General features: G+C 69.8%; 17 protein-coding genes. 8 read left to right on the top strand and 9 right to left on the bottom strand.

Going from position 1 to position 18,262, the window contains the following annotated elements:
* Window positions 1-38: 38 nt before the first annotated feature.
* The 9 genes from HLH48_RS12380 to secA all read right to left on the bottom strand — a co-directional run bounded on the left by HLH48_RS12380 (window position 39) and on the right by secA (window position 8,522).
* Window positions 39-1,031, bottom strand: coding sequence for an energy transducer TonB (locus HLH48_RS12380; protein WP_182997829.1), 993 nt, complete (start codon window positions 1,029-1,031; stop codon window positions 39-41).
* Window positions 1,032-1,057: 26 nt separating this feature from the next.
* Window positions 1,058-1,501, bottom strand: coding sequence for a protein TolR (tolR, locus tag HLH48_RS12375; RefSeq protein ID WP_182997828.1), 444 nt, complete (start codon window positions 1,499-1,501; stop codon window positions 1,058-1,060).
* A 3-nt stretch (window positions 1,502-1,504) separates the two neighbouring features.
* Window positions 1,505-2,221, bottom strand: coding sequence for a protein TolQ (gene tolQ, locus HLH48_RS12370; RefSeq protein WP_182997826.1), 717 nt, complete (start codon window positions 2,219-2,221; stop codon window positions 1,505-1,507).
* A 192-nt stretch (window positions 2,222-2,413) separates the two neighbouring features.
* Window positions 2,414-2,818, bottom strand: coding sequence for a tol-pal system-associated acyl-CoA thioesterase (gene ybgC / locus HLH48_RS12365; RefSeq protein ID WP_220795104.1), 405 nt, complete (start codon window positions 2,816-2,818; stop codon window positions 2,414-2,416).
* Window positions 2,815-3,861, bottom strand: a complete 1,047-nt coding sequence (ruvB, locus tag HLH48_RS12360) for a Holliday junction branch migration DNA helicase RuvB (protein WP_182997824.1) — start codon at window positions 3,859-3,861, stop codon at window positions 2,815-2,817. Before ruvB ends, ybgC begins: the two co-directional genes overlap by 4 nt.
* Window positions 3,858-4,469 (bottom strand): Holliday junction branch migration protein RuvA, encoded by a 612-nt coding sequence (ruvA, locus tag HLH48_RS12355; RefSeq protein WP_182997822.1) that lies wholly within the window; start codon window positions 4,467-4,469, stop codon window positions 3,858-3,860. Before ruvA ends, ruvB begins: the two co-directional genes overlap by 4 nt.
* Window positions 4,466-4,972 (bottom strand): crossover junction endodeoxyribonuclease RuvC, encoded by a 507-nt coding sequence (gene ruvC, locus HLH48_RS12350; protein WP_182997821.1) that lies wholly within the window; start codon window positions 4,970-4,972, stop codon window positions 4,466-4,468. Before ruvC ends, ruvA begins: the two co-directional genes overlap by 4 nt.
* An 11-nt stretch (window positions 4,973-4,983) precedes the next feature.
* Window positions 4,984-5,733, bottom strand: a complete 750-nt coding sequence (locus tag HLH48_RS12345; RefSeq protein ID WP_182997819.1) for a YebC/PmpR family DNA-binding transcriptional regulator — start codon at window positions 5,731-5,733, stop codon at window positions 4,984-4,986.
* Window positions 5,734-5,789: 56 nt separating this feature from the next.
* Window positions 5,790-8,522, bottom strand: a complete 2,733-nt coding sequence (gene secA / locus HLH48_RS12340; protein ID WP_182997817.1) for a preprotein translocase subunit SecA — start codon at window positions 8,520-8,522, stop codon at window positions 5,790-5,792.
* Window positions 8,523-8,742: 220 nt separating this feature from the next.
* Between secA and HLH48_RS12335 the strand changes: the two genes are divergently transcribed.
* The 8 genes from HLH48_RS12335 (at window position 8,743) to HLH48_RS12300 (ending at window position 18,170) form a co-directional block, all read left to right on the top strand.
* Window positions 8,743-9,678, top strand: coding sequence for a peptidylprolyl isomerase (locus HLH48_RS12335; protein ID WP_182997812.1), 936 nt, complete (start codon window positions 8,743-8,745; stop codon window positions 9,676-9,678).
* A gap of 97 nt (window positions 9,679-9,775) precedes the next feature.
* Window positions 9,776-11,008: a bifunctional glutamate N-acetyltransferase/amino-acid acetyltransferase ArgJ gene (gene argJ, locus HLH48_RS12330; RefSeq protein WP_182997811.1), complete on the top strand. Its 1,233-nt coding sequence runs from the start codon at window positions 9,776-9,778 to the stop codon at window positions 11,006-11,008.
* 36 nt (window positions 11,009-11,044) lie between these two features.
* Window positions 11,045-11,659: an RDD family protein gene (locus tag HLH48_RS12325; RefSeq protein WP_182997810.1), complete on the top strand. Its 615-nt coding sequence runs from the start codon at window positions 11,045-11,047 to the stop codon at window positions 11,657-11,659.
* Complete coding sequence (gene thiM / locus HLH48_RS12320; protein ID WP_182997809.1) at window positions 11,656-12,492, top strand: hydroxyethylthiazole kinase; 837 nt, start codon at window positions 11,656-11,658, stop codon at window positions 12,490-12,492. The genes HLH48_RS12325 and thiM overlap by 4 nt, the downstream gene beginning before the upstream one ends.
* A 48-nt stretch (window positions 12,493-12,540) precedes the next feature.
* Window positions 12,541-15,006, top strand: coding sequence for a mechanosensitive ion channel family protein (locus HLH48_RS12315; RefSeq protein WP_373320288.1), 2,466 nt, complete (start codon window positions 12,541-12,543; stop codon window positions 15,004-15,006).
* Entirely contained in the window at window positions 14,999-15,736 is a 738-nt protein-coding gene (locus HLH48_RS12310) for a 2OG-Fe dioxygenase family protein (RefSeq protein WP_182997808.1), read from the top strand. The genes HLH48_RS12315 and HLH48_RS12310 overlap by 8 nt, the downstream gene beginning before the upstream one ends.
* An 18-nt stretch (window positions 15,737-15,754) precedes the next feature.
* Window positions 15,755-17,131: an MBOAT family O-acyltransferase gene (locus tag HLH48_RS12305; protein ID WP_182997807.1), complete on the top strand. Its 1,377-nt coding sequence runs from the start codon at window positions 15,755-15,757 to the stop codon at window positions 17,129-17,131.
* The gene (locus tag HLH48_RS12300; RefSeq protein WP_182997806.1) at window positions 17,106-18,170 is read left to right on the top strand and encodes a hypothetical protein; all 1,065 of its coding nucleotides are present in this window, start codon (window positions 17,106-17,108) and stop codon (window positions 18,168-18,170) included. The genes HLH48_RS12305 and HLH48_RS12300 overlap by 26 nt, the downstream gene beginning before the upstream one ends.
* The last annotated feature ends 92 nt before the right edge of the window (window positions 18,171-18,262 follow it).

The following is an 18,262-nucleotide window of genomic DNA, read 5'->3' as shown; positions in this document are numbered from 1 at the left end:
CTCCTCGAACGCACCGACAGGGCAGCAGCCGGGCTGCCTCACGGGCGGAAAACGAATTTCAGTTGCTGGGTTTGCCCCAGCATCGCCTTGGGCAGCGGCAGTTGGGCGCAGGTCGGGCTCAGCACCGCCGCGCGGGCCCGCTCGGCCAGCGCGCGATAGGACGGGTCGCCCGCCATCCGCGCCTGGGTGGCGGGCGCGAACTGGACGATGCGCGCCATGCCCGCCGCGTCCACCGTCACCACCAGATGGGCGACGAACTGCGCGTAATCCTTCGCCGCCGTATCCTCGGTATAGCAGCGGCGGACGGCATTCCCGATCGCCTTCTGCTGGGCCGCGCTCAGCGCGCTGGTGATGTCGCCGTCCGGCGCGCCGCCGCCGTCGGGCGCTCCGCCCTGCACCGGGTTCGCGCGTGCCTTCGGTGGGTGGGTCTGCTTCTGGTCGGCGCGGAAGGCATCCAGCGTCGCCAGCAGCGAGTGGGTGTCCGGGACCGCTTTCTTCGCTTCGTTCGGCTGCGTGATGTGCGAGAATTGCTGCATTTTCGGCAGGGGCGCGGGCTCGGGCTGCGGCGATGGCGGCGCGGTTTCGTGCGAGGGCACGGGCGGCGACGGCAGGGGCGGCGGCGCGGGCACGGCGTCGGGCGACGGCTGCGCGACCTTGGGCGGCACGGGGGTATCGGGCAGCTTCACCGGTGGGGTCTCGGGCGGCGGCGGCAGGGGCGGCGGCGGGGGCGGCGGAGGCGGTGCCTCCTCGTTCGGTGCCTTGACCGGTGGGGTGGGCGCCGGCGGGGCCTCCTGCGGCACGGGGGCCGGGGCGGGGGCCGGCTTGGGCGCCGGCTTGTCGGCCTTGTGCGGCGTGCCGCCGCTGTCCGAGGCGGCGAATTCCATTTCGATCGTCGGCGGAGGCGGCGGCTCGGGCGGCACCGGCACCGGCAGCCCCAGCAGCACGACCACCAGCAGCACCATGTGCGCGACGCCGGACACGACGATCGATCGCCGCATCAGGACACGTTCGGATCGACGCGGCGGAACCACGACGGCGGACTCCTACCCGATCGCGGTCAGGGCGCGCCGCCGCCCGAGGGCGGCTGCTGGGCCAGGAGGGCGACATGGGTGAAGCCGCCGGAGGTGATCCGGCCCATGACCTCCATCACGCGCCCATAATCGATATGCGAATCCCCACGGACGAAGATCCGGTGCGCCGGGTCGTTCTGCGCCGCCGCGCGCAACTGGTCGACCAACTGGTCCGACGACACCGGATTGTCGCCCAGATACAGCGCGCCATCGCTGCGGATGGATACGGTGATCGGCTTGGTGTCGGCGTTGACCGGGGCGGCATCGGTCTTCGGCAGGTCGACATTCACGCCGCTGGTCATCATCGGCGCCGTGACCATGAAGATGATCAGCAGCACCAGCATGACATCGACCAGCGGGGTGACGTTGATATCCGACATGGGGCGCCGACGCCCGCGGCGGCCGCCCCCCCCACCGAGGGAAACGCCCATGGTTCAGCCCCTTTCTTCGGACTGGCGGGACAGGATCGCGGCGAATTCGGTACCGAACGCCGCCATCCGGTCCTCGAACAGCGCCAGACTGTTGCTGATGACGTTATAGGCGATCACCGCCGGAATGGCGGTCACAAGGCCGATGGCGGTGGCGAACAGCGCCTCGGAAATACCAGGGGCGACCACGGCGAGGTTGGTGTTGTGCATCGCCGCGATCGAGCCGAACGCGTGCATGATGCCCCACACGGTGCCGAACAGGCCGATGAACGGCGCCACCGGCCCGATGGTGGCCAGGAAGATCATCCAGCGGCCCAGCCGCTCCATCTCGCGGGTGATGGTGATGGTCATCGCGCGATCGACGCGCTCCTTCACCCCGCCGCGCGCCAGGTCGATGCCGGCGATGCGCGCCGAGCGGCGCCATTCGCCCATCGCGGCGCCGAACACGGCCGCCATCGGGTGCAGCGGCTTGGCCCCGTCGGATTCGTACAGGTCGTCCAGGCTGCCGCCCGACCAGAACTTGTCCTCGAACGCCGAGGCCTCGCGATTCACCCGCCGCAGGGTCACGATCTTGTCGAAAATGATCCCCCACACGACGACGCTGCTGACCGCCAGGCCGATCATCACCAGCTTGACGACGATCGCCGCGTGCAGAAACAGACTCCACAGCGACAGGTCGGACGCCGCCGCGCCCAGATTCGCCGCGTTAACCGCTTGGTCCAAAAACGCCTCCTGCACCTTCCGCACACAGTGGCGGCACCGCGATCCCGACGCCGAGTCGGGGCAGTCCCGCACTGCTTTCCACACCGTTCCTTATAGGCTTCCGGAAGAAAGCAGAAGCACCCCTCCGGCGGGACATCCAGGCCGCGCGGAAAAATTTTCTCCCAGGACCCGAAAGCGGAAAATCGCCTCGCCCTAACCCAGCAACCCGGTCAGAAGATCATGCCATAAAGGCGGAAATCGGGCAGCCCGGCCGTCCGCCGCGCGCACGCAGGCCAGCCGGACATCCAGATGCGCGCAGTTGGTGTCCCCCAGCAGGAAATCCTGCTCCAGCCGGCAACTGGCCGACCCCAGCTCGATCAGGCGGGTCGTCACCGTCACGACATCGTCGAGCCGCAGCGGCCGCCGGTAGTCGATCGCGGCGCGATGGATGACGAAGGCCAGCCCGTATTCTTCCAGCAGCGAGAACGCCGAGCGTCCCAGCCCGCGAATCGCTTCGGTCCGCGCCCGTTCGGCGAACGCCAGATAGCGGGCATGATAGACGACACCCCCCGCGTCGGTATCCTCGTAATAGACCCGAAACGGGATGCTGTGCTTCATCCGTCCTCTCCCAGCAAAAGATCGCCCTGGTCCGGCTGGCGCGCCGGCGGTTGCAGCCCCAGATGGCGCCAGCCGCGCTCGCCCAGCATCCGCCCCCGACTGGTCCGCAGCACCAGCCCCTCCTGGATCAGATAGGGCTCGACCACGTCTTCCAGCGTATCGCGGGCCTCGGCCAGCGCCGCCGCCAGGGTTTCCACCCCGACCGGGCCGCCATGATGATAGTCCGCGATCCGCCGCAGATAGCGGCGGTCCATCGCATCCAGCCCCAGCGCGTCGACCTCCAGCCGCGACAGGGCGGCGTCGGCCATCGCCCGATCCACCGGCCCCGGCCGCGCGACCGAGGCGAAGTCGCGCACCCGCCGCAGCAGGCGGCCGGCGATGCGCGGCGTCCCGCGCGACCGGCGGGCGATTTCCTCCGCCCCCTCCGGCGTCAGGTCGAATTGCAGCTTCCGCGCCCCGCGCGAGACGATCTGCCGCAATTCCTCGGCGGTGTAGAACACCAGCCGCAGGGGAATGCCGAACCGGTCGCGCAACGGGGTGGCCAGCAGCCCGGCCCGCGTGGTGGCCGCGACCAGGGTGAAGGGCGACAGGTCGATCCGCACCGACCGCGCGGCCGGCCCCTCGCCGATGATCAGGTCGAGCTGGAAATCCTCCATCGCCGGATACAGGATTTCCTCGATCGCCGGTTGCAGGCGATGGATCTCGTCGATGAACAGCACGTCGCGCGGCTGGAGGTTGGTCAGGATCGCCGCCAGGTCGCCCGCCCGCTGGATCACCGGCCCCGAGGTGGCGCGAAACCCCACCCCAAGCTCGCGCGCCACGATCTGCGCCAGCGTGGTCTTGCCCAGCCCCGGCGGACCATGCAGCAGCACATGGTCCATCGCCTCGCCCCGCCCGCGCGCGGCGGCGATGAAGATCGCCAGGTTCTCGCGGCTGGCCTTCTGGCCGGTGAAATCCTCGAGCGTCTGCGGGCGCAGCCCGGCCTCGCCCGCGTCCTCGTCCATGCGCGCAGGGTCCACCGCGCGGGGGGGCAGGTCGCTCATCGCGCCAGCTCCCGCAGGCTTTCACGGATCACCACGTCCAGGTCGCCGTGCTGCCCGGCCTCCTTCAGCCGGGCCAGGATCCGCGCCACCACCGGCTGCGCCTCGGCCCGGCGGAAGCCCAGCCCCGCCAGCGCCAGCAGCGCGTCGCCCTCGACCCCGGCCGAAACCACCTGCACGGGCAGCGCCACGCCGGCCCCCACCGGCAGCCTGCCCGCCTTGTCGCGCAGTTCCGACAGGATCCGCTCGGCCAGCCGCGCCCCCACGCCCGACACCCGCGTCAGCCCCGCCTTGTCCGCCGCCGCGATGGTGGCCGCCAGGTCGCCGGGCGACAGCGCGGAGAGGATCGCCAGCGCCAGCTTGGCCCCCACCCCCTGCACCGTCGTCAGCAGCCGGAACCAGTCGCGCTCCGCCGCGTCGGCGAAGCCGTAGAGCAGGAAGGCATCCTCGCGCACCACGGTCTCGACCAGCACGCGCGCCGCCTCGGGCGGGCCGGGCAGCGCGGACAGGGTGCGGGTGGAGGCATGCACCAGATAGCCCACGCCGTGGACGTCGACCACGCAGCGATCGGCCTCGATCTGCCCGACCAGCCCGGTCAGTTGCGCGATCATGCGGTGCGCGTTCCCGCCGCCACGCGCAGGGCGCTGGCCCGATGATGGGCGTGGCAGATCGCCACCGCCAGCGCGTCGGAGGCATCGGGCCGCTTGATCGTCGCGGCGGGCAGCAGGCGGCGCACCATCATCTCCACCTGCTCCTTGCTGGCGGCGCCGGTGCCGACCACCGCGCGCTTCACCGCCATGGCACCGTATTCGGAAACCGCGATCCCGGCCAGCGCCGGCACCAGCAGCGCAACCCCGCGCGCATAGCCCAGCTTCAGCGTCGAGGCCCCGTTGCGGTTGACATAGGTTTCCTCCACCGCCGCCTCGGCCGGCGCGAAGCGCCGCACGAGGTCCATCAACCCGTCATGCAGGCAGCGCAGCCGCTCGGGCACCGCCGCGTCGCCGTCGGTCGCGATCACGCCGTCGGCGACATGGCACAGCCGGTTGCCCGCCACGTCGATGATCCCCCAGCCCGTGAAGCGCAGGCCCGGATCGATGCCCAGCAGCCGGACCATCGCCAACCCGGTCAGGCCGACAGCTTCTCGGCCACGTCGTCGGGCAGGTCGAAATTGGCATAGACGGCCTGCACGTCGTCGCTTTCGTCCAGCACGTCGATCAGCTTCAGCACCGTGCGCGCCTTGTCCTCGTCCAGCGTCACCACGGTTCCGGGGCGCCAGTCGAACTTCGCGCTCGCCGGCTCGCCGAAGCGCGATTCCAGCGCGTCGCGCACCGCGAACATCGATTCCACCGCGCAGGTGATCTCGTGCCCCTCGGCCGAGCTTTCGACATTCTCGGCCCCGGCCTCGATCGCCGCTTCCAGCATCTCGTCCTCGCTGGCCACGCCGGGCGGATAGGCGATCACGCCCAGGCGGGTGAACATGAAGGACACCGAATTGGTCTCGCCCAGCGACCCGCCATATTTCGAGAACGCGGCCCGCACGTCCGACGCCGTGCGGTTGCGGTTGTCGGTCAGCGCCTCGACGATCACGGCGACGCCCGCCGGGCCGTAGCCCTCGTAGCGGACCTCCACGTAATCGTCGCCGCCGCCCGCGCCCGTCGCCTTCTTGATCGCGCGCTCGACCGTGTCCTTGGGCATGTTGACCTCGCGCGCCGCCGAAATCGCGGCCCGCAGGCGCGGGTTGCTCGCCGGGTCGGGCAGGCCCGACCGGGCCGCCACGGTGATCTCGCGGATCACCTTGGCAAACTGCCGGGCCCGGCGCGCGTCCTGCGCGCCCTTGCGATGCATGATGTTCTTGAACTGGGAATGACCCGCCATCGTCCGTGCTTCTCTAACGCTTCGTCAATTCTGCGATCCGGTCCGCTTCGGCCGGCCTATGCCAGGCGCCCGTGGCAATGCTTGTATTTCCTGCCCGAGCCGCAGGGGCAAAGCGCATTGCGCGGCGTCTCGCCCCAGCTCGACGGATCGTCCGGCATGATCGCGCTGCCGCCGATCGGGGTCGCGACCGTCACGTTGGCCGCCGTCTCGCCGAACAACGCGCCGGGGCCGTGATCCGACGCCAGGCCCGGCACCTGCGGATCGGCGTGGATTTCCGCCACCCGGGCAAACGGATTGTCCAGCACCGGCGGCGCCACCTCGACCCGCGCCATGGTCGAGGTCACGCGCAGCCGCAGATCGTCGAGCATGGCGGTGAAAAGCTGGAACGCCTCGTGCTTGAACTCGTTCAGCGGGTCCTTCTGGCCGTATGCGCGCAGGCCGATGCCCTGGCGCAACTGGTCCAGCGCCAGCAGATGTTCCTTCCACGCCGAATCGAACGTGGTCAGCACCACCTGCTTTTCGATATAGCGCATGACCGAGGGGCCGAAATTGGCCGCCTTGGCCGCCTGGGCCTGCGTCGCCGCCTGCTCCAGCCGGTCGGTCACCACGTCGCCGTCCACCCCGTCCTCGCGCGCCCAGTCGGCGACCGGCAGATCCAGCCCCAGGATCTCGCGCGCATCCTCGGCCAGTTCGGCGCTCTGCCACTGTTCGGCGAACGCCTTCTCGGGGATGCGCCGGCGCACCATGTCGTGGATGATTTCGGCCCGCATTTCCTGCACCGTCGCCGACAGGTCCTCGGCCGCCATGTATTCCTTGCGCTGGGCGTAGACCTCCTTGCGCTGGTCGTTCATGACGTCGTCGTATTTCAGCGTGTTCTTGCGCATGTCGAAGTTGCGGGCCTCGACCTTCTTCTGCGCGCGCTCCAGGGCCTTGTTGATCCAGGGATGCACGATCGCCTCGCCATCCTTCAGGCCCAGGCGCTGGAGCATCCCGCCCATGCGCTCAGTCCCGAAGATGCGCATCAGGTCGTCTTCGAGCGAGATGAAGAAGCGCGAATTGCCCGGGTCGCCCTGCCGCCCGGCGCGGCCGCGCAACTGGTTGTCGATGCGCCGGCTTTCATGCCGCTCGGTGCCGATCACATACAGCCCGCCCGCCTTGCGGACGATATCGTGATATTCCGCCACCTGGGCGCGGATCTCGGCCTCGCGCCGCGCCTTTTCCTCGGGGTCGGCCACGTCCGCCAGTTCCTGGCGGATGCGCATCTCGACATTGCCGCCCAGCTTGATGTCGGTGCCGCGCCCGGCCATGTTGGTGGCGATCGTGATCGCCCCCGGCGCGCCGGCCTGGGCCACGATGGTCGCCTCCATCTCGTGGAAACGGGCATTCAGCACGTTGTGGCGAATGCCGCGCTTTTTCAGAAGCTCCGACAGATACTCGCTCTTCTCGATCGAGGTCGTGCCCACCAGCACCGGCTGCGGCGTCTTGGCGATCTCCTCGATCAGGGTGCTGACGGCGTCGTATTTCTCGCGCGCGGTCAGATAGACCTCGTCATCCTCGTCCTTGCGCGACACCGGCAGGTTGGTCGGGATCTCGACCACGTCCAGCTTGTAGATCTCGGCGAACTCGTCGGCCTCGGTCATCGCGGTGCCGGTCATGCCCGACAGTTTGGGATAGAGGCGGAAATAATTCTGGAAGGTGATCGAGGCCAGCGTCTGGTTTTCCTGCTGGACCTCGACATGCTCCTTGGCTTCCAGCGCCTGGTGCAGCCCGTCGGAATAGCGGCGGCCATCCATCATGCGGCCGGTGAACTCGTCGATGATGACCACCTTGCCGCCGCGCACGATATAGTCCACGTCGCGCGCGAACAGCGTATGGGCGCGCAGCGACTGCTGCACGTGATGGATCACCGCGATGTTGTGGATGTCGTACAGCCCGCCCTCGGACAGCACGCCCGCCTCGCGCAGCATGGTCTCGACCTGTTCCGACCCCGAATCGGTCAGGATCACGGTGCGGAACTTCTCGTCCTTCTCGAAGCTATCGGGCAGCTTGACCAGTTCGAGCACCACCTCGTCGACCGAGCGGTACAGGTCGGAACTGTCCTCGGCCGGGCCGGAGATGATGAGCGGCGTCCGCGCCTCGTCGATCAGGATCGAATCCACCTCGTCCACGATGGCGTGGTGGAAGGGGCGCTGCACCATGTCCTCGATCCGGTACTTCATGTTATCGCGCAGATAATCGAAGCCGAACTCGTTGTTGGTGCCGTAGGTGATGTCGGCCCGATAGGCCGCGCGCCGTTCCTCGTCGGCCATGTTGGGCACGATCACGCCCGTCGTCAGCCCCAGGAAGCTGTAGAGCTGGCCCATTTCCTCGGCGTCGCGGCGGGCCAGATAGTCGTTGACCGTCACCACATGCACGCCGCGACCGGCCAGCGCGCTCAGATACACCGCCAGGGTCGCCACCAGCGTCTTGCCCTCGCCGGTCCGCATTTCCGCGATTCGTCCCGCATGCAGCACCATGCCGCCGATGAGCTGCACATCGAAATGGCGCATCCCCAGCACCCGGCGCGCCGCCTCGCGCGCCACGGCGAACGCCTCGGGCAGCAGCGCGTCCAGCGTGGCGCCGTCCGCGATCCGCTCGCGGAACGCCACCGTCCTGGCCGCGAGCGCCGCATCGTCCAGCGCGCGCATCGCGGGCTCCAGCGCGTTGATCTCGGGCACGCGGCGCTGGAATGCCTTCAGGGAGCGATCGTTGGCGGTTCCAAACAGGGCACGGGCAAGACTGGCGAACATGAAGACCTTCCGGGCTGGCGCGGCCCCACACCCGGCCGGACCCCCGGACGGGCTGGACATGGAGCAAGGGCATTCTCGCGCGCGGCATCTGAGATAGGACCCCCGCCGCCACGGGTCAACCGAAGGCGGCCTGATCCATTCCCCGCCCCCAGCCTTGCAGGACCGGGCGGGCTCGGCCATGATGCCGCGACGCTTTTCTATATCTTAGGGTTCTCAACACATGCGGCCTTCCAGCCCGGCAGCCTCCTTTCTGGCGGCAGCCCTGCTCGTTCCTGCGCTTTCCGTCCCTCATGCCCGCGCGGCGGCCGCGCCCGCGCCGGCGGCCGCCCCGGCCCAGCCGGCCGCTCCGGCCAATCCGAACCCGCTCGTCGCCAGCGTGAACGGCGACGAGATCCATCTCGACGACGTGCGGCAGGCCGCGGCCGGCATGCCGCAGCAGCTCCGCCAGCTCCCGCCCAACATGATCTTCCCGATGCTGCTGAACCAGTTGATCGACCAGAAGGCGATCCAGCTCGCGGCGCACAAGGAGGGGCTGGAGAACCAGCCCGACATCAAGCGGCAGATGCAGACCGCCGCCGCCAACGCGCTGCAAAACGCCTATCTGTCGCAGAAGGTCACGCCGACGCTGACCGACGCCGCGATCCAGGCCTATTACGACCAGAACTACGCCGGCAAGAAGCCGGAGCAGGAAGTCCACGCCCGCCATATCCTGGTGGCGACGGAAGCCGAGGCGAAGGACGTGATCAAGCAGCTCAAGGCCGGTGCCGATTTCTCGGCCCTGGCCACCAAGCTGTCGACCGACAAGGCCTCGGCCAAGCAGAATGGCGGCGACCTGGGCTGGTTCAAGAAGGGCGACATGCTGCCGGCCTTCTCCGACGCCGCCTTCGCCATGAAGCCCCACACCATCAGCCAGACCCCGGTCCATACCCAGTATGGCTGGCACGTGATCGAGGTGCTGGACACCCGCACCGCCGCCGTACCCAAGCTGGACGCGGTGCGTGACGAGATCCGCCAGAAGCTGATCCAGCAGGGCGTCCGCGAAGTGGTCGAAAAGGCCGTGTCCGGCGTCAAGGTCGTGCGTTACGACCCCACCGGCAAGCCGATCGCCGACACCCCCGCCCCGGCGGCGGCGCCGGCCGCTCCGGCCAAGAAGTAACGACCCCCGCCGGCCCTGGCACGCCGGGGCCGGCCCGATACGCTGCCCGGCCCGCGACGGGTCGGGCCCTGCCGACCCAGGACGGAAGACCGGACCGATGGCCCCCCTCCCCGTTTCCCCCCTCGCCCGCCCGCTGCCGGACCTTCAGCCCGTGGCCGGGGTGCGTTTCGGCGCGGCGGCGGCCGGCATCCGCTATACCGGCCGGACCGACCTGGTGATGGCGGATTTCGCCCCCGGCACCAATGTCGCGGGCGTGTTCACCCGCAACAAATGCCCGGGCGCGCCGGTCGACTGGTGCCGCGCCGCGCTGCCCGGCGGCACGGCCCGCGCGCTGGTGGTCAATGCCGGCAATGCCAACGTCTTCACCGGCCGCGCCGGCTACGAGGCCACCCAGGCCAACGCCGCCGATGCCGCGCGCCTGGTCGGCTGCGCGGCCAGCGAGGTGTTCCTGGCCTCGACCGGCGTGATCGGCGAGATCCTGCCCTACCAGAAGATTTCCGCCGCCCTGCCGGGCCTGCACGCCACCCTGTCGGAGACCGGCTGGGCGGAGGCCGCGCGCGGCATCATGACCACCGACACCTTTCCCAAGGCGGCGGTGCGCGAGACCGCGATCGGCGGCGTGCCGGTCCGTATCCAGGGCATCGCCAAGGGCAGCGGCATGGTGGCGCCGGACATGGCGACCATGCTGTGCTTCGTCGCGACCGACGCCGCCCTGCCGCCCACGGTGCTGCAACCGCTGCTGGCCGCCGGCACCGACCGCAGCTTCAACCGCACGACGGTCGATTCCGACACCTCGACCTCGGACACGGTGCTGCTGTTCGCCACCGGTCAGGCGGGCAACCCGCCGGTGACCACGCCGGACGACCCGGCGCTGGCCGCGTTCGCCACGGCGCTGAACGAACTGCTGCTGGAACTGGCGCTGCTGGTGGTGCGCGACGGCGAGGGCGCGACCAAACTGATTTCGATCCAGGTCAGGGGGGCCGTCAGCGACCAGTCGGCCCGGACCGTGGCGATGGCGGTGGCCAATTCCCCCCTGGTCAAGACCGCGATCGCCGGCGAGGACGCCAATTGGGGCCGTGTCGTCATGGCGGTGGGCAAGAGCGGCGAGCCCGCCAACCGCGACACGCTGTCGGTCGCCATCGGCGGCGTGTGGATCGCGCGCGAGGGCGCCGTCGTTCCGGACTATGACGAAACTCCGGTCGTCGCCCATATGAAGGGCGCCGAGATCGACATCGCCATCGATCTGGGCCTGGGCGACGGTAGCGGGATGGCCTGGAGCTGCGACCTGACTCACGGCTATATCGACATCAACGGGTCCTATCGCAGTTGACCCGTCGCCGTTGACAGCCCCCCGCGGAGACCGCCCATGCCCGACGTGCCGCCGCTTTCCGATCCCTTCGGCAGCCTCCACCCCCGCTATGTCTGGGTCTATGCCGGCTTCTGGTTCAGGGTGCTGGCCTGGATCATCGACGCCGTCATCCTGAAGGTGCTGAGCTGGGGGGTGAGCCTGCTGATCGCCCCCAGCCTCACGCTTACGGTGATCAACGGCAACGCGCCCGCCAGCCGGTACGAGATCTCGGACATCGTCCGGATCAGCGACGTGGCGCGCGCCGTGCCGGCCGACTATGCCTATTCCTACGGCACGTTCCATCCGACATGGCATGGCAACGGGGTCTATGAACTGCTGCAATTCGTCCTGCCGGCGCTGTATTATATCCTGTTCGAATCCTCGCGCCTGCAAGCCACGCCGGGCAAGCGGGCGTGCCGCATGCGCGTGGCCGACCTCCAGGGCGCGCGAATCGGCATCGGCCGCGCGACCGTGCGCTATTTCGGCCATATCCTGTCGGTCCTGACGCTCGGCCTGGGCTTCCTGATGGTCACCTGGACCCGGCGCAAGCAGGCGCTGCACGACCTGCTGGCCGGTACCTGCGTCATCCGCCAGCAGGACGAAGCGCTCGTCAGCTTCACCCCGCCGACGTGACCGGCCTGTTCACCCCCGACGCGGTGGCCACGACGCTGGAACGCGTCCGGGCCGCCACGCCGCTGGTCCACAACATCACCAACATCGTGGCCGCCAACAGTACGGCCAACGCCCTGCTGGCGCTCGGCGCCTCCCCGGCCATGGTCGACGCGGAGGAGGAGGTCGAGCCCTTCGCCGCCATCGCCGCCGCCCTGGTGGTCAATATCGGCACCGTCACCGCGCCGCAGGCCGCCGCCATCGCGCGCGCGACCCGGGCCGCGCGGGCGGCGGGCACGCCGTGGATCCTCGATCCCGTCGCGGTGGGGGCGCTGGCCTTCCGCGCCCGTGTCGCGCTGGACAGCCTGGCCCATGCCCCCCGGGCCATTCGCGGCAACGCCTCGGAAATCCTGGCCCTGGCCCACCTGCATGGCGGCAATGCCGCACCGCCGCCCGCCGGACGGGGCGTGGATTCGCTGGAAACCGCCGAACAGGCTCTGTCGGCGGCGCGCGGGCTGGCGCGGGCGACCGGGGCCTGCGTCGTCATCAGCGGGGCGACCGACCACATCACCGACGGCAGGCGGGTGGCCACCGTGGCGAACGGCCACCCGATGATGACGCGCGTCACCGGCCTGGGCTGCACCGCGACCGCGCTGGCCGGCGCCTGCCTGGCGGTGGAGCCCGATGCCATGGCCGCCTGCGCGCATGCCATGGTGCTGATCGGCCTGGCGGGGGAGCGGGCGGCCCGCCACGCCGCCGGCCCGGGCAGCCTCCAGGTCGGGCTGCTGGACCAGCTCCATCATCTGACCCGCCATGCCGTGACGCACGAGGCACGGATCGCTATCATCGCCGACTGAGGGCCCGGCCCGCTCGATCCCGGCTTCTCCAGGAGGTTATACGCAGGCATGTCGGCTTTTTCCGTTCGTGGATTTCCCTCGCCCCGCGCCGGACGGCGCCCATGCCGCCTGATGCCGATCCTGCTCCTGCTTCTCGGCATGATCGTCCTGCCCCCGGCCCCCGGCCGGGCCGACGACGCCGCCCCGCCGCCCGCCATGACCGCGCAGCAGGCGCAACAGGTGCTGGGCGTGCTGAACGACCCGCAGAAGCGCGCCGAGTTCACCCGCACCCTGAGTGCGATCGCGCGCGGCCTGCCGCAGGCGGCGAATGCCCCCGCCACCGCCGGCACGGCCGGCGGTTCTGACATGGCGCTGGAACCGGACAGCATAGGCAGCGACATGGTGAGCGAACTGTCGGTCATGCGCGACGGCGTCGTCCGCCAGGTGCGCGAGTTCGCCGCCCTGTTCGCCGACCTGGCCTTCGTCGGCCACTGGTTCCGCACCGAATTGTCCGACCCGGCGTCGCGGCGTCTCCTGTTCGACGCGTTCGGCCGGGCGGCCCTGGTCATCATGGTCGCGCTGGCCGCCGAGCGCGCCCTGTCGATCGCGCTGCGCCGGCCGCTGAACGGCATCACCGCCCATGCGGTCGCGGCCGAACGCCGCCTGAGCCAGCGCGCGACGGCGGACCTGGCCGAAGACGACGCCCCCGCCCCGACCGGCGAGGACCAGGCCGAACGCTCGGTCGAGGCCACCAGGCGCCAGGACGACCGCAAGCAGGTCGACACGCTACGCATCATCCGCCGCATCCCCTTCTCGCTGCTGCATCTGCTGACCAAGCTGCTGCCCGTGGCCCTATTCCTGGGCGTGAGCTATGCGGGGGCGACCCTGGCCGGGGGCGGCAACCAGGCGGAGCTGGTGGTGCTGACGCTGGCCAACGCCTATGCCGCCGCGCGCGGCATGTACCTGCTGGTCGAGACCGTCCTGGTGCCGAAATCCCCGACCATCCGCCTGTGCGGCGCGTCCGACCGCACGGCCCGCATCGTCACGCGCTGGTGGAACGTGCTGGTCGCCATGCCGTCGATCGTCATGTGCCTGTCCACGCTGGGCAGCCTGTTCCACCTGGCGCCGCGCGGCACCGACGCGCTGATCCGCGCGCTGGTGCTGGCCGAACATCTGATGATCGCGGTATTCATCTGGCGCATCCGCCACCAGGTGGCCACGGCGCTGCATCCGCCGGCCCGCTTCCAGAAGAGCGCGTTCTGGCAGTTCGTCGGCCGGCTGACGCAATTCTGGTGGCTGCCGGCGATGGTGTTCGACCTGGCGCTGTGGCTGGTCTGGGCGACCCATATCCGCGGCGGTTATGCCTGGATCTGGCGCACGATGATCATGACCATCGTCGTCACCATCGTCTCGCGCGTGCTGGCGCTGCTGCTCTTCGGCGCGCAGAACCGGCTGTTCCACATCGATGACGATGTCGAGGCCCGCTATCCCGGCCTGCGGGCCCGGGCCGACCATTACTACCCCTATGCCCGACGCGGCCTGTCGATGCTGCTGGTCTTCGCCACGACCGTCATCCTGTTGCAGGCCTGGGGCATTCCGGCCCTGGCCTTCTTCCTGCACAGCGAGCTGGGCACGCGGATCATCGCCGCCCTGCTGTCGATCCTGGTCGCCTTCACCTTCGCCGTCGTGGTGTGGGAGGTCGCGAACGCCGCCCTGTACAACCAGATCAGCCACTATGAGAACAACGAGCAGGTCTCTCGCGCCATCAGGCTGCGCACCGTCCTGCCGATCATCCGCACCGTGCTGCTGACGGTGATCGTCATCATCGTCGCCGTCACCACCCTGTCGCAGATCGGGCTGAACGTCGCGCCGCTGCTGACCGGCGCGGGCATCCTGGGCGCCGCGATCGCCTTCGGCTCGCAAAGCCTGGTGAAGGACTTCATCACCGGCTTCTTCATGCTGGTGGAAAACGCCATGCAGGTGGGCGACTGGGTGACGGCGGGGGGCGTGTCGGGCACGGTCGAACATCTGTCCATCCGCACGCTGCGCCTGCGCTCCACCTCGGGCGACGTGCATATCATCCCCTTCTCGTCCGTCACCTCCATCGCCAACACCTCGCGCGACTACAACGTCGTGATCGTCACCTTCATGCTCGACCTCAGCGAGAGCCCGGACCGCGTGGCGTCCATCCTGGCCGATGTCGTCGCCGGCATGCGCGCCGACGAGTTGTTCGCGCCACTGATCCTGACGGACTTCTCGTTCCTCGGCGTCGACAATGCCGACGGCAACGGGGCGAAATTCATCGGCTCGTTCCGCACCACGCCGGGCAGCAAATGGAAGGTGTCGCGCGAATATTATCGCCGGCTCGGCCTGCGCATGGTCGCCGAGGGGGTGAAGTTCCCGATTCCCACCGCCATCTCGATGATGACCAATTTCGGCGCCACCCCCTTGATGATCGGACAGGCCGCGCCGATGCCGCCCGCCAATGCCAATACCGCGCCGGCAGCCCTCCAACCGGACCCGTCGCATGACTGACGCCCCCCTGCCGGCCGCCCTGGCCGAGATCGAATCTCCCCTGGCGCAGGATGGCTTCGCCTTCCTGCACGCCCCCGCCGCGCACGCCCTGCTCGCGCCCTACGGCCTGGCCGACTGGGACGGGTTCGCCGCGAGCTGGAACCGCCTGGGGCTGGACCGCTACATGGCCGATGGCGGCCGCTACCGCCGGCGGCGGCACGCCACCTACACGGTTTCGGCGCACGGCATCGCGCGCAAGAAGCACCAGCCCCATTACCAGAGCCGCGACTATAACGAGCTGAATGGCGGCGTCGAACGCTGGTTCCGCCCGATGGAAACCGCGATCGGCCACCATCCGGCCCTGCTCGCCGTGCTGCGCCTGATGCAGCGGCTGGTCACGGACCTGACGCCCCCCGACCGGCGCCCCGATGCCTGGCATGTCGAAATCCACCAGTTCCGCATCGAGGCCCGCGCCGGGGAGCCCGGCGAGCCGACGCCCGAGGGGCTGCATCGCGACGGCGTGGACTGGGTGCTGGTGCTGATGGTCCAGCGCGAGAACGTGGCCAGCGGCGAGACGACGATTCATGACCTGCACCGCCGCCCAATCGGGCACTTCACCCTGACCGAACCGCTGGACGCCGCCCTGGTCGACGACAACCGCGTCTATCACGGCGTTACCGCCGTGCGGCCGATCGACGCGGCCCGGCCCGCCTGGCGCGACGTGCTGGTCGTGACCTTCCGGCACCAATAGGGCCGCGCCCGCGCCACCATGCTGTTCAGCACCCAGGCCTTCCTGCTCGGCTTCCTGCCGCCGGTGCTCGCGCTGTTCCATCTGTGCGCCGGCAACCGCACGGCACGGCAGACGGTGCTGGTCGGGGCATCGCTGCTGTTCTACGGACTGTGGAACTGGCATTTCGTGCCGGCGCTGGTGGCGCTGACGCTGGCCAACTGGGCGCTGGGCCGCGCGTGGGCCGCCACGGGCCGCCGCGCCTGGCCGATCGCGGGGATCGTGCTGAACCTCGTGATCCTGTTCGTGTTCAAATACGCGCATTTCTTCGCCGCCAGCTTGGCCTGGGCGGCGGGCCGCCCCTCGCCGGGCTGGCGCATCCTGCTGCCGCTGGGCATCTCGTTCTTCACCTTCCAGAAGATCGCCTATCACGCCGACCTGCTGCGCGGCGCGCGCCCGGTGCGCGGCGCGCTGGACTTCCTGGAATTCGTAACCTTCTTCCCGCAACTGATCGCCGGGCCCATCGTCCGCCATTCGGAAATCGTGCCGCAGTTCGGCACCGACCCGCGCGGTCCCGACATGTGGGAAAACCTCTCGCGCGGGGCGATGCTGCTGGTGCTGGGCCTGGCCAAGAAAGCCGGGCTGGCCGACACGCTGGCCCTGGCCTGCAACCCGCTCTTCGCCCACGCGGCCCAGGGCGCGACGCCGAACCTGGCGGAAGCCTGGGTGGCGGCCCTGACCTATACGCTGGAAATCTTCTTCGATTTCTCGGGCTATTCCGACATGGCGATCGGCATGGCGCTGATGTTCGGCCTGCGGCTGCCGTTCAATTTCGACGTGCCCTACCGGGCCACCAGCATCCGCGCCTTCTGGCAGCGCTGGCACATGACCCTGTCGCGCTTCCTGCGCGATTACGTCTATATCCCGCTGGGCGGCAACCGGCGCGGCACGGCGCGCCAGATGGCCAACCTGCTGGCGACCATGATGCTGGGCGGCCTGTGGCACGGCGCGGGCTGGACCTTCGTCGCCTGGGGCGCGCTGCACGGTACCGGCCTGGCGGCCAATCATGCCTGGACCCGCGCGGGCCTGCGCCTGCCGCCACTGGCCGGCTGGGCGGCGACGATGCTGTTCGTCATCATCGGCTGGGTGCTGTTCCGCGCGCCGGACTTCGCCACCGCCGGGCGCGTGCTGGCCGGCATGGCCGGCCTGGGCGGGTGGGGCCATGCGAAGATCCCGGACGCGGCGGTGGTCTGGATCGCGATCGCGGTGGCGCTGCTCGGCCCGTCCTCGCAGCAGGCGGTGCTGCGGATGCTGCGGCCCAGCCCGCCGCTGGCGGCGGGCGCCGCGATCGCCTTCGTCTTCCTGCTGCTGCTGATCGGCGGACGGATTCCCGATGCCTTCATCTATTTCCAGTTCTGAGCCCGGACCGGACGGGCGGGCGGCCTGGCGCCGTTTCGCCCGCGCCTTCGCCGGCACGGCGGCGGCGCTGGCGGCGGGCATCTATCTGTTCGTCGCCCTGGTCGACCCTTGGGGCATGCTGCCCCTGTCGCCGCCCTGGCACCGGATCCCGATTTCCAGCAACGCGCGCTACAGCATGCCGGCCCTCGCCGTCAGCCCGCGCTTCGATTCGGCGATGGTCGGCACCTCGACCGGCCGGCTGATGCAACCGGCCGTTCTCGACGCCCCCTTCGGCGCGCGTTTCGTCAACCTGGCCATGAACAGCGCGACCCCCTGGGAGCAGGACCGCATCCTGCGCCTGTTCCTGCGCCACCATCCCTCGCCCCGCGTGGTGCTGATCGACATCGACCCGGAATGGTGCGTCGCCGACCGTCACGGCCTGTCCGAACCCAACCGGCCGATGCCGGACTGGATGTACGCGGGATCGCCCTGGCGCGGCTATACCGAGATCATGACCCTGTACGCGGTGCAGGAAGCCGCGAACCAGTTCATGTGGCTGATCGGGCACAAGCGGCAGCGTTTCGGCTCGGACGGCTATACCAGCTTCGTCCCGCCCGACGCACGCTACGACCCGCGTCGGGTCGACGAGCTGTTCCGCGGCTGGGCGTTCGACCCCAGCCCCGCCACCGGCCCCGTCCCGGCGCCCGCCTCCATGCCGCTCCTGACCCGCCTGCTCGACGCCATCCCGGCCGGCACCACGAAGATCCTGTGGTTCCCGCCCGCGGCGCGCGAACAGCAGGGCGCGCCGGGCAGCCGGGTCGCGGCGACCCGCGCCGCCTGCCGCCGCGCCGTCATTGCCCTCGCCCGCGCCACCCCGCATGCGATGGCGATCGATTTCGAAATCCCCGGCCCCATCGCCGACGACCGCACCAATTTCTGGGACCCGATCCATTACCGGCAGGCGGTGGCGCACATGGTCATGGACGACCTGGCCGCCGCCGCCGCCGGCCGGGACGTGCCCACCACGCAGGCCAGGGTCCTGGTCCCGCTGCGTCCCTGAAGCCCCCTTGCCCGACCGGCCCTATCTGATAAGGAAACAGAATATGTCCCCGGGCCCCCGCCGCCTGCCCGTTTTTTCCGCCCCGGCCACGG

The sequence above is a fragment of the Gluconacetobacter sacchari genome, assembly GCF_014174255.1.
Taxonomy (GTDB): Bacteria; Pseudomonadota; Alphaproteobacteria; order Acetobacterales; family Acetobacteraceae; genus Gluconacetobacter; species Gluconacetobacter sacchari.
This window is presented reverse-complemented; position numbering and strand designations above follow the sequence as displayed.

What these genes read in the sequence shown, in the direction of transcription:
- HLH48_RS12345 (WP_182997819.1), bottom strand. Translation starts at nt 5,733, where the DNA reads ATGGCGGGTCATTCCCAGTTCAAGAACATCATGCATCGCAAGGGCGCG.
- ruvA (WP_182997822.1), bottom strand. Translation starts at nt 4,469, where the DNA reads ATGATCGCGCAACTGACCGGGCTGGTCGGGCAGATCGAGGCCGATCGC.
- ruvC (WP_182997821.1), bottom strand. Translation starts at nt 4,972, where the DNA reads ATGGTCCGGCTGCTGGGCATCGATCCGGGCCTGCGCTTCACGGGCTGG.
- ruvB (WP_182997824.1), bottom strand. Translation starts at nt 3,861, where the DNA reads ATGAGCGACCTGCCCCCCCGCGCGGTGGACCCTGCGCGCATGGACGAG.
- ybgC (WP_220795104.1), bottom strand. Translation starts at nt 2,818, where the DNA reads ATGAAGCACAGCATCCCGTTTCGGGTCTATTACGAGGATACCGACGCG.
- HLH48_RS12315 (WP_373320288.1), top strand. Translation starts at nt 12,541, where the DNA reads ATGTCGGCTTTTTCCGTTCGTGGATTTCCCTCGCCCCGCGCCGGACGG.
- tolR (WP_182997828.1), bottom strand. Translation starts at nt 1,501, where the DNA reads ATGGGCGTTTCCCTCGGTGGGGGGGGCGGCCGCCGCGGGCGTCGGCGC.
- HLH48_RS12325 (WP_182997810.1), top strand. Translation starts at nt 11,045, where the DNA reads ATGCCCGACGTGCCGCCGCTTTCCGATCCCTTCGGCAGCCTCCACCCC.
- secA (WP_182997817.1), bottom strand. Translation starts at nt 8,522, where the DNA reads ATGTTCGCCAGTCTTGCCCGTGCCCTGTTTGGAACCGCCAACGATCGC.
- HLH48_RS12310 (WP_182997808.1), top strand. Translation starts at nt 14,999, where the DNA reads ATGACTGACGCCCCCCTGCCGGCCGCCCTGGCCGAGATCGAATCTCCC.
- HLH48_RS12300 (WP_182997806.1), top strand. Translation starts at nt 17,106, where the DNA reads ATGCCTTCATCTATTTCCAGTTCTGAGCCCGGACCGGACGGGCGGGCG.
- HLH48_RS12335 (WP_182997812.1), top strand. Translation starts at nt 8,743, where the DNA reads ATGCGGCCTTCCAGCCCGGCAGCCTCCTTTCTGGCGGCAGCCCTGCTC.
- argJ (WP_182997811.1), top strand. Translation starts at nt 9,776, where the DNA reads ATGGCCCCCCTCCCCGTTTCCCCCCTCGCCCGCCCGCTGCCGGACCTT.
- HLH48_RS12305 (WP_182997807.1), top strand. Translation starts at nt 15,755, where the DNA reads ATGCTGTTCAGCACCCAGGCCTTCCTGCTCGGCTTCCTGCCGCCGGTG.